Here is a 14,126-nt window from a genome sequence, read left to right on the forward strand (position 1 = left end):
CGTCGGCACCGCCCTTCACAAATGAAAGGGGGCGGCGCCATCCGGCACTGCCCCCCTCTATTCCGCTCGTCCGGCTTGGGATCAGCCCAGCGCCGCGTCCAGCTTGGCCGAAAGATCCGAATAGCTCATGTTCGAGTTCAGTTCCCCGTCGATGACGAAGGACGGCGTGCCGGTGATCGGATATTCCTCGGTATGCTCCTGATATTTCGCGACCAGCGCCTCGGCCAGCGCGGAATCCTGCAGGCATTCGTCCATCTGCGCGTCGGTCAGACCCGCCTCCAGCCCGATGCGCCGCATCGCCGCGATCGCTTCCTCGCCCGAGGAAACGCGGGTCCAGTCCGCCTGCCGCTCCAGCAGCAATCCGACGATGCCGAAATAGCGCATTCCGCCGCCGCATCGCGCCAGCATACCGCCCCACAGGCCCAGACGATCGAAATAGACTTCGCGGAACTCCAACTTGACCTTGCCGGTCTCAATGTAATCCTCCCGCAGTTGCGGCAGCACGTCGGTATGGAACCGGGCACAGTGCGAGCAGGTCAGCGAAGCGTATTCGATCACGTGCACCGGCGCGTCGGCGTCGCCCATGACATAGGCGCGGGTATCCGGGCCGGTCGCCTCGGCCTCACCCGTGGTGGCGTCCTGCGCCCAGAGGGGCAGTCCGCTCAGCATCAGCCCGGAGGCCGCCCCGGTCGCGATCGCCGCGCGGCGTGTGAAGATCGTCGTCATGTCGGGTATTCCCCCCATTATACGTTCGCGTTAGAGCGACTTGCTCTCGATGTTTTTACCTAAGGACATCAGCGCCTCACGCAAGCTGTCATCGCCAACCTCACGAAGGTCTGATCGCAGGGCCTCGATCCGATCCACCGGCAGGCGGGGCGCAGCCGGATTGTAGCCAGCCTGCCCCTCCGCGAAGCCCTGCGCCATGTTTGGAATCTGGGCACCGGGTGCCGATTGCGTCAGGCTGATCCGGCTGATCGCCGCGTAGCCATAGCAGGCGTTGACCCGTTCCAGGATCTGAGGTGCCATCATCTGCACCTGCGGGGCGGCGGCGCCACTGACCAGAACCGTCAGCGTCGCACCGAATCCCTGACGCGCGTAGCCGACCTTGACCGGTCGGGCCAGCGCCGCGATCTGCGGGCCGACGATCTCATCCCAATCGGTCAACAGCCGCGTATGCGCGAAACCCCGCTTTTCCGAGGCCTTGCGCAATTGCGGCGCGATCAGGCTGCCCGCCTGCGTGAATTTCCAGCTGCGTCGCGGCTGCGACGGCTTGCCCGGTTTGCGCACGTTCCTGTCCCCCGTTACGACGGGCACGATAACATCACCCGTGGTCGAGGAAAACATGGACGCGCAGACTCTGCTTGACTGGTACGACGCCAATGCCCGCGCGATGCCGTGGCGCGTGCCTCCGGTGACTGATCCCATGGCCAGCAGCAGCACGAACCGCCGGGCCGATCCTTATTCCGTCTGGCTGTCCGAGGTGATGCTGCAACAAACCACGGTTGCCGCCGTGCGCGATTATTTCATCAAGTTCACCACCCGCTGGCCCACCGTCACCGATCTGGCCGCCGCCCCGGATGAGGACGTGATGGCCGCGTGGGCGGGTCTTGGGTACTACGCGCGGGCACGCAACCTGCTCAAATGCGCCCGAGAAGTCACGGCGCGCGGCGGTCGTTTCCCCGATACGGAGGCGGAATTGCTGACCCTTCCCGGTATCGGCCCCTACACCGCCGCCGCCATCGCGGCCATTGCCTTCGACCTCCCGGCGGTGGTGCTGGACGGAAATGTGGAGCGTGTGATGGCCCGGCGCCACGCCGTGGTGGAGCCCTTGCCCGACAGCAAGCAGACCCTGCGCGCGCTGGCGGCGTCCCATACGCCGCAAGTCCGCCCCGGCGATTACGCGCAGGCGGTGATGGATCTGGGCGCGACCATCTGCACCCCGCGCAACCCGGCCTGCGGCATCTGCCCATGGATGTCCGAATGCGAGGGGCGTCTGGCCGGCATCGCCACCGAATTGCCACGCAAGCGACCGAAAAAGGCCAAGCCCGTCCGCCACGGCACCGCCTATTTCGCCCGCCGCCCCGACGGCGCGGAGTTGTTGGAGACGCGCCCGCCCAAGGGTCTGCTGGGCGGAATGCTTGCGCTGCCCTCCACCGATTTCTCCGACGATCCGCAACCTGCGCCGCCGCTCGAAGCGAACTGGCAGATCGCGGGCGAGGTGCGCCACACCTTCACCCATTTTCACCTGATCCTGACCGTCGCGGTCGCCACCTCCGCCGCCACGCCCGAGCGCGGACTGTGGGTCGAAGCTGCAAACCCCGACGATCTGCCGACTGTATTTGCCAAGGCGCTGCGGCTGGCGCGGAGCCACCGGTGAACCGCACCTTCGCGACCCGCGCTGCCCCCCACGATAATCGTCGCCTGCCCGGCATTCTGCCCCTAGGCTGACCGGCAGGAGGATTCCCATGTCCGTCGCGCGCAACATCACCCTCTACCCATGGATCAAGTTCTGTCAGAACCTGATCTTCTGGCAGGCGGTCTGGTTCCTGTTTTTCCAGACGGAGCTGTCGGCAGCCGATGCCATCGTCCTCTATGCGATCTACGACATCGGAACCACGGTGCTGGAGGTGCCGTCAGGCTATCTGTCCGACCGGCTGGGGCGGCGGATCACGCTGCTCGTCTCAGCCCTTTCAGGACTGATCGCCTGCCTGCTGCTGGTAACGGGCGACAGCTTTGCCGCCTTCGCGGTGGCGCAACTGTTCTTCGGCGCGTCGGCGGCATTTGCATCGGGCACCGATACAGCACTGCTTTACGAAAGCCTCGTCGCGCAGGGGCGCGCGGCGGAGGTCGAGGCGCAGGAGCTTCGCGCATGGCGCTTCACCTTCACCGCGCTCGCCCTGTCCGCCGTGACCGGCGGCGTGATGAGCCTTTGGTGGCCCGCCCTTCCATTTCTGGCAGCGGGTCTGGCCTTTCTGGCGATGTTTGCGCTCTGCCTGCGATTGGTGGAGCCGTCGCGCAGGCTCTCCTCCGGGCCGGAGGTTCTGCGCAGTGCCTCGTTGCGCGCCGCGCTGGTGCATCCGGTCCTGATCTGGCTGTTCGTGCTGAGCGTGCTGATGTACGGCTACAGCCACCTGCCCTTCGTTTTCGGCCAGCCGTTCATATTGGAGGCTTTGGACAGCGCCGGCCTTGCAGCCCAGGCGCCGGTGGTCAGCGGCGCGGTGTCTTCCGTCATGATGCTGGTCTCCGTCGCGGCCTCGCTGATCGCGCTGCGCCTGCGCCGCCGCATCGGGCTGGCGGCGATCCTGCTACTGGCCTTCGCGATGCAGATCGGGCTGGCGGCGGTGCTGGCGGCGACCGGTTCGGCCATCGCGATCGCGTTCCTGCTGCTGCGTATGGTGCCTGACAGCCTGTCGCGGCCGTTCATTCTGGCCCGCATCCAACCGCTGCTTGGCGATGCGACCCGGGCGACCTATCTGTCATTGCAAAGCCTGGTCGGGCGGTTGCTGTTCGCCGGCTCACTGTTTCTGGCATCCGGCCTGGCCGACGATGCCGACACGATGAGCCATACGGATATCCGGCAAATTCTGGTGGCCTATGTGGCGGTCGGACTCGTCGCTCTGCTGGTGCTGGGCATCGCGGCACGGCGTTTGCCACTGGAAGTGCGGTGAAATTCCCCGCGTCATTTCGCCCCGTCCGGCAGCGTCGCGACTTGCCGGACCTGGCCATGCACCGCACACTCGACCAAAGATTGGAGAACCCCATGATGCCCGCGCCCGCATTGCAATTCTGGCTGTCGCTATCGCTCTTCCCGCTGATCGCGCTGGCTGGGTGGCTGGGCGGCTGGTGGCTGGCGGCTGTCACTCTCTACACTTTGGGGCTGATCACCGTTCTGGACAGCGTGCTGGAGATGGACACCACGAATGCCGACCCGACGGTGCATGAGCAACACCTGTTCTGGCACAAGATGGTCACGTGGGTCTGGCCGCCGATGCAATTCGTCCTGGTCTTCGGTGCGCTGTGGTGGGGGGTGCACGGCACGCTGTCCAGCGCCGAATCCATCGGCCTGATGGTCGTGACCGGCATTGCGACCGGTGCGATCGGCATCAATTTCGCGCATGAACTGATCCACCAGCGCACCCGCTGGGAACCGCGCATGGGTGAGTTTCTGCTGACCATGGTGCTCTACGGTCATTTCAGATCCGAGCACATTCTGATCCACCACCGCTACGTCGCCACGCCGCGCGATCCGGTGACGGCTCGCTATAACGAAGGGTTCCACCGCTTTTTCCCCCGCGTATTGTATCAGCAGGTCATCAGCGCCTGGCGGGCGGAAGGGGCAATGTTGGCGCGCAGGGGCCTGCCCGCGCATCACTTCCGCAACCCAATGTATCGCTACGCAGCCGCCAGTCTGGCATTTCTGCTGCTGGCGTTCGTGGTCGGGAGCTGGGTCGGCATCGGGCTGTTCTGCGTACAGGCCATCGTCGCGATCGTGCATCTGGAGGCGACGAACTATATCGAACATTATGGCCTGACCCGTCGCCATCTGGGGCAGGGAAAATACGAGCATGTCAAACCGCATCATTCGTGGAACTCCAACCACCGTGTGTCGAACTGGTTCCTGATCAACCTGCAGCGCCATTCCGATCATCACTACAAACCCAACCGCCGCTTCCCCCTCCTACAAGCGCGAGATGAGAGTGAAGCCCCGCAACTGCCCTTCGGCTATCCGGTGATGACAGTGCTGGCCACCTGCCCACCGCTGTTTCGCAGGGTGATGAACCCGCGTGTGCGCGCATGGCGGCGTCAGTTCTATCCCGACATTCAGGATTGGAGCGCCTACAAGGCTGCCTCCAACCCGGTGGCAACATGATGGGCGCGAAGCCGCTATGCGTCGGCCATGCGCTTGTGGAAAGACCTGAAGCCCCCGCCATCTGAGGCCACATTTTACGTCCGAGCACAGCTGCTGCCCCTTCCCGAATCAGATGTTTGTTCTTACTTTGTTCCAAAGTGGGGGCGAAGTATGAACGATCTCTTTACGGACGATATCGAAGAGCAGGCCCGCCGTGGGCGCGGCGCCCTGCGCAACCTGACCGGCCGGTTCGAGGCGTTGAGCCATCACCGCGCCGATGATGGGTGGGAGCCGCAAGAGCAAACCGTTGTAAAAACGCAGGTTTTCGACGATCATCCCCGCAGGATCCTGACCCGGAACCAGTCCCCCGACGTACCGTTCGACCGCTCGATCAACCCTTACAAGGGGTGCGAACACGGTTGCATCTACTGCTTTGCCCGACCGACACACACCTATCTGGGCCTCAGCGCGGGGCTGGATTTCGAGAGCCGTATTTTCGCCAAGCCGGATGCTGCGCAACTTCTTGAAAAAGAACTTAGAAAACAGGGCTATATCCCCGCGACCATTGCCATCGGCACCAATACGGACCCCTATCAACCGATCGAGAAGGACCGCCAGATCATGCGGCGGATCCTCGAGGTTCTGGATGCCTACAACCATCCGGTCGCCATCGTGACAAAGGGCGCTCTGGTCACGCGGGACACGGACATTCTGGGGCGCATGGCCCGGCGCGGATTGGCCAAGGTCGCGCTGTCGCTGACAACGCTGGACCCGCATCTGTCCCGCCGGATGGAGCCGCGGGCCAGTGCGCCGCAGGTACGGCTGCGCGCCATCGGCGCATTGGCCCGCGCCGGTGTGCCCACGGGTTTCATGGTGGCGCCGATCATTCCCGCGCTCAACGATCATGAGATCGAGAAGATTATCGAAGCCAGCGCACGGGCCGGCGCGACATGGTGCTCTTACGTGGCGCTGCGGTTGCCGCGTGAGGTCTCGCCCCTGTTTCGGGACTGGCTGGACGAACATTACCCCGCCCGCGCCCATCGCATCATGGCGCAGGTGCGCGAAATGCATGGTGGCAAGGATTACGACAGCAACTGGGGCAAGCGGATGAAGGGTGAGGGCGTCTACGCCAACCTGATCGCCCGGCGGGTTGAGGCCGCGATGAAACGGCATGACCTACGCCGTCGCCTTGCCCCGCTCGACTGTTCGCGGTTCGCACTGCCCGCGCGCAAGGGCGACCAGTTTACACTTTTCTAACGGTTTTCTGCGCTGGATAGCTGCGGTATGTCGGGGCATGACAGTGTTTCCCGATCCTGAATTCGAAGCGCGTTTCGCGCAATTCGGCCCCGTCTGCGGGGTGGATGAGGTTGGTCGCGGCCCATGGGCCGGACCTGTCGTCACCGCCGCAGTGATCCTCGGCCCCGATGCGCCTGAAGGGCTGCGAGATTCAAAAACGCTCAGCTTGCGGCAACGCAACGCACTCTTCGATGCGATCATGTCGTCCTGCCAGGTTGCCATCGGGCGCGCGGACCTGCGTGAAATCGAGGAGCTGAACATCCTTCAGGCCTCGCTTGTGGCCATGTCACGCGCGGTCAGCGCCCTGAAAACCTGCCCCGCTATCGCCCTGATCGACGGTAACAAGCTGCCGCGTGATCTGCCCTGCCGGGGACTGCCTGTGGTGAAGGGTGACGCGCAATCGCGGGCCATCGCGGCTGCGTCCATCGTCGCCAAGGTGACTCGGGACAGGGAGATGGTTGCCCTTGCGCAACAGTTTCCGGGTTACGCTTGGGAAACCAACATGGGCTACGGCACAAAGGCCCACCGAGATGGCCTGTCACGCTATGGCGTAACACCACATCATCGTAGGGGGTTCGCACCCATACACAAGATATTGGTTCAACAAAATTATTCAACACGTTGATTCGATTGAAAATTGACAGCGATTCGCTCACCCGGCATTTTGGAGAAAACAAGATGTAAGGGCAGCAGCACATGGCGATCCGGCAAAAACAGACGAGCGATGAGCTCCCCCTCGACACCATTCTCGCGGGGGATTGTGTTGCACGAATGAACGCTCTGCCTGCGGAATCAGTGGATCTGATATTCGCGGATCCGCCCTACAACCTGCAGCTCAAGGGCGATCTGCACCGGCCCGACAATTCCAAGGTCGATGCGGTGGACGATCACTGGGATCAGTTCAACAGCTTCGCGATCTATGATCGATTCACACGTGAATGGCTGGCGGCGGCGAAACGTATCCTCAAACCGAATGGCGCGATCTGGGTGATCGGATCCTATCACAATATCTTCCGCGTCGGCGCGGCCTTGCAGGATCAGGGCTACTGGATCCTCAACGACGTCGTCTGGCGCAAATCGAACCCGATGCCGAACTTTCGCGGCAAGCGTCTGACAAATGCGCATGAGACGATGATCTGGGCGGCGAAGTCGGATGGTGGCAAATATACCTTCAACTACGAGGCTCTGAAATCGCTCAACGAGGGGGTGCAGATGCGCTCCGACTGGCTGCTGCCGATCTGCAATGGCGGCGAGCGGCTGAAGGACGACAACGGCGACAAGGCACATCCGACGCAAAAGCCGGAAAGCTTGCTGCACCGGGTTCTGATCGCCTCGACCAAGCCGGGGGACGTGGTGCTCGACCCGTTTTTCGGCACTGGAACCACGGGTGCTGTGGCGAAACGTCTGGGCCGCCATTATATCGGCATCGAGCGTGAGGCCGCATATCGCAAGGTCGCGACAAAGCGTCTGGCCGAGATCAAGCGCTATGACCGCGACGCCTTGCAGGTCACGCAGTCGAAACGGGCTGAACCGCGCGTCGCCTTCGGCACGCTGGTGGAGCGTGGATTGTTGAAGGTCGGGGCGGAGCTGCGTTCCCTGAACGGGCGTCACAAGGCGAAGGTGCGGGCCGACGGCACGCTGGTCGCCTTCGACACCAAGGGCTCGATCCATCAGGTCGGCGCGGTTCTGGAGGGCGCACCCTCCTGCAACGGCTGGACCTACTGGACGTATAAGCGGCAGGGCGAGTGGGCCCCCATCGACGTGCTGCGCCAGCAAATCCGGGCGGAAATGGCCCCAGCATAAAAACCCGGCATAAGTCCGGTCTTCCGATCGCGCCCCTGAATCGGCGCGACCGGGTCGCCTATACCTCGTCTTCGTCCCGGTGCATCCATGCCGATGCGGCCAGCCGCCGGGCCAGCGGGGCCACGGTCAGGCCCTGTACGATGATCGAGAAGATCACGACACAATAGGTGGCGCCCAGGATCAGCGGCTTCCACTCCCCATCTGGCAGCGCCAGCGCCAGTGCGATGGAAATGCCGCCCTTCAGCCCGCCCCAGGTCATCACCGGGATCACGTCCCTTTCCTGACGCCGGAATGGCCTGAGCATCAGCACTGGCACCGCGACAGCCGCCAGCCGCGCGACCAGCGCAATCGCGATGGCCGCCGTTCCGGCCAGCAGGATATCGGCGGAGAAGGCGACGGCGAACACCTCCACCCCGATCAGCAGGAACAGGACGGCATTCAAAATTTCGTCCACCAGCTTCCAGAACCCGTCCACATAGCTCCGCGTAACCTTGGACATGCCGTAGCGCGTGCCGACATGGCCGATGAACAATCCCGCCACCACCGCCATGATGGGTGCCGAGACGTGCAGCGCCAGGCTGAGCGAATATCCACCGAAGGCCAGGCCCAGCGTCAGCAGCACCTCCAGCGAGTAATCGTCCACCCGCTTCATCAACTGGAATGTCAGCCACCCCAGAATACCGCCCAGCAGCGCGCCGCCGATCGCCTCCTGCACGAACAGCAGACCGGCGTCGGAAAGCGTCGTGGCATGCCCCCCTGCGACCGGAAATGCCAACGCCACAAGGATCAGGTAGACGACGTAGCCCACCCCGTCATTGAACAGACTTTCGCCCGCGATCTTGGTTTCGAGAGATTCGCGCAGGTTCGCCTGCCGCAGCACGCCGAGCACCGCGACCGGGTCCGTCGGTGAAATCAGCGCCCCGAAGACCAGCGCAATCAGCAGCGGCATTCCGGTCACAAGTGAAAAGGCCGTGCCCGCGATCACCGTCGACAACGCCACGCCAATCGTGGCCATCAGCAGCACCGGCAGGGCCTGCGCCCGCAACTGGTCGAGCGAAACGTGCAGCGCCCCCGCGAACAGCAGCAATCCCAACATGCCCTCGAGCAACGCATCCGAGAAGTGGATATCGGTCACGGTGGTGCGCACGGTCACACCGATCCCCAGATCCGGCAGCATTAGATCGACACCGAGGATCAGAAACGACGCCACCAGCGACACCACGAGGATGCCAATCGCGGCGGGCAATTTGAGGTAGAGGTAATTGAAGGTTCCGAACAGGCCCGCCAGAACGATCAGAATCGATGTGATTTGAATAATGTCCATGCGCCGCTCCATCCGCTGTCGTTGCATTCGGCATAGCGTGCCGGGTGTGCGGCGGTCCAGCGTCCTGTGCGCCATCGCGTCAAGGATGCCTCCGGCGGGGATATTTCGTGAAAGTGAAAGGGATCAGGCCCCGGCGATGACCGGGCCTGCCACCCCTTCCATCGCGCCGGGCACCAGCTCCAGCGCAAGCAGGCGATCGGGGTTCGTGGGCGGCGGATATTCCAGCCCGGTGGCGAGGTCCCGGCGAAACCCGAACCGGGTATAATATGGTGGATCGCCGACCAGGATCACGCGCGTCCAGCCCAGATCCGGCGCGAGCGCCAGCGTGTGGCGCATCAGCAGACCGCCCAGCCCCTCACCCTGCCGGGTCGGGTGCACGGCGATGGGGCCAAGCAGCAGGCACGGGCTATCGCCTGCGCTCACCGGCCAGTACCGGATAGCCGCCGACAAGCTGTCGTAATCGTCGCGAACCATCCAGCTCAACCCCTCGACCGGGGGACCGGCCCGCAGGCGATAGCTGGACAAGGCGGTGCGCCCCGGCGCGAAGGCAAGATCGTAGAGGTATTCCACCTCAGGTGTGTCGTCGGGGCGTTCGGGCAGCAGGCGGGTCATGGGGACTCCGGATCGAGGGTCGCGGTCAGGGTGATGGGGCCTGTCCTCGTCGCATCCTTGGCCTGTGCTCCTTTTCGGTTACATTCCGATGGGCTAGCACGGTGGACGCATACCGCCAAGCCCCTCAAACACCCGGAGAGTTCATGTTCTACCGCCCCGAAGACGGCCACGGCCTGCCCCACAATCCGTATAACGCCATCGTCACACCCCGTCCCATCGGCTGGATTTCCACGCGCGGGGCCGATGGCGGAGAGAATCTGGCACCGTATTCCTTTTTCAACGCCACGGCCTACGTGCCGCCGCAACTGATGTTTTCGTCCACCGGCATCAAACCCGACCGCGATGGCACGAAGGACAGTGTCGCAAATATCCGCGAAACCGGAGTGTTCTGCGTCAATATCGTCAGCTACGCCCTGCGCGATGCGATGAACACCACCTCCGGCGCGTGGGACAAGGACACGGATGAGTTCGATTTGGCCGGGCTGGGCAAATCCCCGTGCGAAACCATCGCCTGTTCGCGGGTGGCCGAGGCACCCGCCTCGCTGGAATGCAAACTGTCACAGATCGTGACGTTGGAGGGGAAGGGCAACCTGATGATCCTGGGTGAGGTGACGGGTATTCATATGCGCGACGATTGCCTGAAGGACGGCATTTTCGATGTCCTGTCCTTCAATCCGCTGGCCCGCATGGGCTATCGCGATTACTCGGTCGTGCGAGAGAAATTCAGCCTGAACCGACCGGAGGAGAAATGAAATGCAGACTGTGATCGGAATCATGGGCGGCTCCGGCCTCTACGAGATTGCGGGCCTCGAAGGGGCCGAATGGGTCAGCGTGGACACGCCGTGGGGCGCGCCGTCGGATCATTTCTTTATCGGAACGCTGAACGGGGTGCGGATGGTGTTTCTGCCGCGGCACGGGCGCGGGCATGTGCACTCGCCTTCCTCCGTGCCCTATCGCGCGAATATCGACGCGATGAAGCGGTTGGGGGTGACCGATCTGTTCAGCCTGTCCGCGACCGGCAGCTTCCGCGAGGAAATGGCACCGGGTGATTTCGTGGTGGTGGATCAATTCATCGACCGGACCTATGCGCGCGAGAAATCGTTTTTCGGCCCCGGTTGCGTTGCCCATGTGTCCGTCGCGCATCCCACCTGCCCACGCCTGTCCGACGCTGCGCAAGCCGCGGCGGAGGCCGAGGGCATTCGCGTGCATCGCGGCGGCACCTATCTGGCGATGGAGGGGCCACAATTCTCGACTCTGGCGGAATCGAAAATGTACCGCGAGATCTGGAATGCGGACGTCATCGGCATGACCAACATGCCGGAGGCCAAGCTCGCCCGTGAGGCGGAGCTTTGCTATGCCTCCATCGCGATGGTTACGGATTACGACAGCTGGCATCCCGATCACGGTGAGGTCGATGTGACCAAAATCATCGCCACGATGACGGGCAACGCGGACAAGGCGCGCGGACTGGTCGCGCGACTGCCCGGTCTGCTGGGAGCCGATCGCGCCGATTGCCCGCATGGCTGTGACAAGGCGCTGGAATTCGCGATCCTGACCCGCGCGGAGCATCGCGACGCAGACCTGGTGGCGAAACTGGATGCCGTGGCCGGCCGGATGCTGTAAACATCCCGGCTGACGCGCGCGACCGCCGCGTCAGCCGTTCTGCTGGACGAATTCGCGCATGAAGCGCCTGATCTCACGCGCGGCGGATGTGTCCAGCTCCTCACACAGTTTCACGAATTGATCCCGATCTTCTTTTTCGACCCGGATAACGAGCTGACTGCTCTTTTTTCCGGACTTTTTGTCGTTTTTCTTGTTCACGAGGCGGTCCCGGCGCTTGAAAGGCTATCGAATGTATATACTTTGTATAGCAGAGAACATCATGCCCCGATTCGGGGTGTCCCACAAAGGATGAGTTATATGAATATTGCAGCAGCACAAGCGATCGTCATGCGCGATCGCAGCGATTGGAACAAACCGCACCTGCCCTGGTTGCCCAGCAGCCTGTACCGGTCGTTTCGTGATCGGTTCCGCTAAGCTCTTGCGTCACATGGGGGGCTGCGCGAAAACGATCTGAACCACAGATCGAAAGCGGCCCCGATGAAATCCATTTCCGACTACATCAGAACGATCCCCGATTTCCCGCACGAGGGGATCATGTTTCGGGACGTGACCACCCTCTTCAACGATGCGCGCGGCTTTCGCATGGCGGTCGATATGTTGCTCCACCCCTTTGCAGGCCGGCCGATTGACCGGGTGGCGGGGCTGGAGGCGCGAGGCTTCATTCTGGGCGGTGCGGTGGCGCACCAGCTGGGCGTCGGGTTCATCCCGGTGCGCAAGGCAGGCAAACTGCCGCATGAGCGGATATCGCAGGACTACACCCTCGAATACGGCACCGCGACGGTGGAAATGCACACGGATTCGTTCCAACCCGGTGAGAGCGTCCTGATCGTCGATGATCTGCTGGCCACCGGCGGCACGGCGGAGGCCGGGATCAAGTTGATCGAACGGATGGGCGGCAAGATCGCGGGATGCGCCTTTGTCGTAGATCTGCCCGATCTGGGTGGCCGCGCCCGGTTGGAGGCGATGGGCGTCGAGGTTCACAGCCTGTGCAGCTATACCGGTGAATAGACGCTGTTAACGATCATTTAACGCCGCATGGCTATGAATTCTGGCATCCGGGATACCGGATTGCTGCTTGCCGGGCCTTGGCCTGTGAGCGGTGTCCTTCTTACCCCAGAGGGGCACCGCTCAAAACCGCACCCGGGTTCAGTATGCCTCTCGGGTCCAGCGCGGCCTTCACGGCGCGTTGCGTGCGCAAACGGCCGGCGTCGGAATATCGCTCCAGATCGCTGACCTTCAGCCTGCCCACACCATGCTCCGCACTGACCGATCCCCCCAGATCATGCGTCACATCATGTACCGCGCGCTGAATATCCTCGGTCTGGGCGGCGTAGTCCTGCCGCGCCCGACCCTGCGCGGGAAAGACGTTGTAATGCAGATTGCCGTCCCCGACATGACCGAAACAGTTGATCCTCACATCCGGGGCGACCGCACGAACGGCCTTGCCGGCCCTTTCAACGAAGGTCGCCAGCCGCGACAGTGGCGCGGAAATATCATGTGACATGATCGACCCGGTCAGGCGGTTCCCCTCGGGTATGGTTTCGCGGATCGCCCACAGCGCGTCGCGCTGCGCGTCGGACTGGGCCAGAACCGCGTCGGAAATCCGCTCCTCCTCAAACGCGCTGCCCAGTGCCTGCTCCAACGCGGCGACCGTTCCGGAGGCGCCGCTCGTCTCCACCAGCACCATCCAGTCGGGACGGGTTTCCAGCGGGTCGGGCATCTGGAAGCCGTGTTCGTCCAGAAAATCCATGCCCTGCCGGTGCATCAGCTCGAACGCCGTGACCACATCGCCCAGCTGCGATTGCAGCGCGTGAAGCAGTGCCAGCGCATCGGCGGGACCCTCGACCGCCAGAAAAGCGGTTGCCCGCTCCGCCGGACGGGGAAACAAACGCAGACTGGCGGCGGTGATGACGCCCAGCGTCCCCTCGGATCCGATCAGCAGGTGCCGCAGATCGTAGCCGGTGTTGTCCTTGCGCAACCGCTTGAGGTCACGGATGATCGTGCCATCGGCCAGAACCGCCTCGACTCCCAGAACCAGATCGCGGGTATTGCCGTAGCGAAGCACGCCCGTGCCCCCTGCATTGGTCGCAAGGACACCCCCGATCCGCGCCGTACCTTCGGAGGCGATGGAAAGCGGGAACAGACGCCCGGCGGCGGCGGCGGCCTCCTGCACGGATTGCAGGGTCACGCCGGCCTCGACCTCGATCATGTTGTCCTCGGGCGCGGTGTCGCGAATCGCATGCATCCGGTCCAGCGACAGCAGCAGGACGCCAGGCGCCTCGATCACCTGCCCGCCTACCAGACCCGTGCCGCCGCCATAGGGGATGATGCCGACGCGCGCCTCGTTGCACAGGCGCAGGATGCTCGCGACCTCCTCAACGCAGGAGGGGCGCAAAACGGCGAGCGCCTGCCCCTGCCATTTTCCGCGCGGCTCCTCCAGCCAGCCCGCGCTGGCGGGATCGCAGCGCAGGGCCGGAATCGCATCCTTCAGATGGTCGAGAAAGGCGGGGGTGGCGGGTGTAAGGTTCATCCGTCAGAGATAGAAACTGCGCGCGCGCCTGTCACCCATTATCGGATTCCGCCCCGCCTGCACGCAGATACCCGGCGAATCCGTGGCGC

15 protein-coding genes are annotated in these 14,126 nt (G+C 63.4%); 9 read left to right on the plus strand and 6 right to left on the minus strand.

The annotated features are described in order from the left end of the window. Positions 1-81 precede the first annotated feature (81 nt). Complete coding sequence (locus G8E03_RS02000; RefSeq protein ID WP_166188057.1) at positions 82-726, minus strand: DsbA family protein; 645 nt, start codon at positions 724-726, stop codon at positions 82-84. A 30-nt stretch (positions 727-756) separates the two neighbouring features. Further along, positions 757-1,344, minus strand: coding sequence for a DUF721 domain-containing protein (locus G8E03_RS02005; RefSeq protein ID WP_166188060.1), 588 nt, complete (start codon positions 1,342-1,344; stop codon positions 757-759). On the opposite strand from G8E03_RS02005, the gene G8E03_RS02010 reads away from it, so the two are divergent. The 6 genes from G8E03_RS02010 to G8E03_RS02035 all read left to right on the plus strand — a co-directional run bounded on the left by G8E03_RS02010 (position 1,343) and on the right by G8E03_RS02035 (position 7,948). Beyond that, positions 1,343-2,377, plus strand: a complete 1,035-nt coding sequence (locus tag G8E03_RS02010) for an A/G-specific adenine glycosylase (protein ID WP_166188063.1) — start codon at positions 1,343-1,345, stop codon at positions 2,375-2,377. The two genes, G8E03_RS02005 and G8E03_RS02010, sit on opposite strands and share 2 nt — an antisense overlap. Positions 2,378-2,465: 88 nt before the next feature. Beyond that, entirely contained in the window at positions 2,466-3,668 is a 1,203-nt protein-coding gene (locus tag G8E03_RS02015) for an MFS transporter (protein WP_240910388.1), read from the plus strand. Between the two features lie 92 nt (positions 3,669-3,760). Further along, entirely contained in the window at positions 3,761-4,870 is a 1,110-nt protein-coding gene (locus G8E03_RS02020; protein WP_205793187.1) for an alkane 1-monooxygenase, read from the plus strand. A gap of 150 nt (positions 4,871-5,020) precedes the next feature. After that, positions 5,021-6,106, plus strand: a complete 1,086-nt coding sequence (locus G8E03_RS02025; RefSeq protein WP_166188069.1) for a PA0069 family radical SAM protein — start codon at positions 5,021-5,023, stop codon at positions 6,104-6,106. A gap of 37 nt (positions 6,107-6,143) precedes the next feature. Continuing rightward, complete coding sequence (gene rnhB, locus G8E03_RS02030; RefSeq protein ID WP_166188073.1) at positions 6,144-6,770, plus strand: ribonuclease HII; 627 nt, start codon at positions 6,144-6,146, stop codon at positions 6,768-6,770. A 71-nt stretch (positions 6,771-6,841) separates the two neighbouring features. Further along, complete coding sequence (locus G8E03_RS02035) at positions 6,842-7,948, plus strand: site-specific DNA-methyltransferase (RefSeq protein ID WP_166188076.1); 1,107 nt, start codon at positions 6,842-6,844, stop codon at positions 7,946-7,948. 58 nt (positions 7,949-8,006) lie between these two features. On the opposite strand, the gene G8E03_RS02040 is transcribed toward G8E03_RS02035, so the two are convergent. Both G8E03_RS02040 and G8E03_RS02045 read right to left on the minus strand, forming a co-directional pair. Further along, complete coding sequence (locus G8E03_RS02040) at positions 8,007-9,272, minus strand: cation:proton antiporter (RefSeq protein ID WP_166188079.1); 1,266 nt, start codon at positions 9,270-9,272, stop codon at positions 8,007-8,009. A 123-nt stretch (positions 9,273-9,395) separates the two neighbouring features. Next, a complete protein-coding gene (locus G8E03_RS02045; RefSeq protein ID WP_166188082.1) occupies positions 9,396-9,884 on the minus strand; it encodes a GNAT family N-acetyltransferase in 489 nt (162 codons plus the stop codon). Between the two features lie 143 nt (positions 9,885-10,027). On the opposite strand from G8E03_RS02045, the gene G8E03_RS02050 reads away from it, so the two are divergent. Then, a complete protein-coding gene (locus G8E03_RS02050; protein ID WP_166188085.1) occupies positions 10,028-10,636 on the plus strand; it encodes a flavin reductase family protein in 609 nt (202 codons plus the stop codon). Position 10,637: 1 nt separating this feature from the next. Then, on the plus strand, positions 10,638-11,507 hold the full coding sequence (locus G8E03_RS02055) for an S-methyl-5'-thioadenosine phosphorylase (RefSeq protein WP_166188088.1): 870 nt from the start codon (positions 10,638-10,640) through the stop codon (positions 11,505-11,507). A 30-nt stretch (positions 11,508-11,537) separates the two neighbouring features. Here the strand turns inward: G8E03_RS02055 and G8E03_RS02060 are convergent, their stop codons facing one another. Continuing rightward, positions 11,538-11,705 (minus strand): hypothetical protein, encoded by a 168-nt coding sequence (locus G8E03_RS02060; protein WP_166188090.1) that lies wholly within the window; start codon positions 11,703-11,705, stop codon positions 11,538-11,540. 279 nt (positions 11,706-11,984) lie between these two features. Here G8E03_RS02060 and G8E03_RS02065 point away from each other — a divergent pair, with 279 nt between their 5' ends. Beyond that, positions 11,985-12,515 (plus strand): adenine phosphoribosyltransferase, encoded by a 531-nt coding sequence (locus G8E03_RS02065; protein ID WP_166188094.1) that lies wholly within the window; start codon positions 11,985-11,987, stop codon positions 12,513-12,515. 100 nt (positions 12,516-12,615) lie between these two features. Here G8E03_RS02065 and G8E03_RS02070 read toward each other — a convergent pair whose 3' ends face one another. After that, a complete protein-coding gene (locus G8E03_RS02070) occupies positions 12,616-14,037 on the minus strand; it encodes an FAD-binding oxidoreductase (protein ID WP_166188099.1) in 1,422 nt (473 codons plus the stop codon). Positions 14,038-14,126: the final 89 nt, after the last annotated feature.

The sequence above is a fragment of the Pontivivens nitratireducens genome (assembly GCF_011290545.1).
Classification (GTDB): domain Bacteria; phylum Pseudomonadota; class Alphaproteobacteria; order Rhodobacterales; family Rhodobacteraceae; genus Pontivivens; species Pontivivens nitratireducens.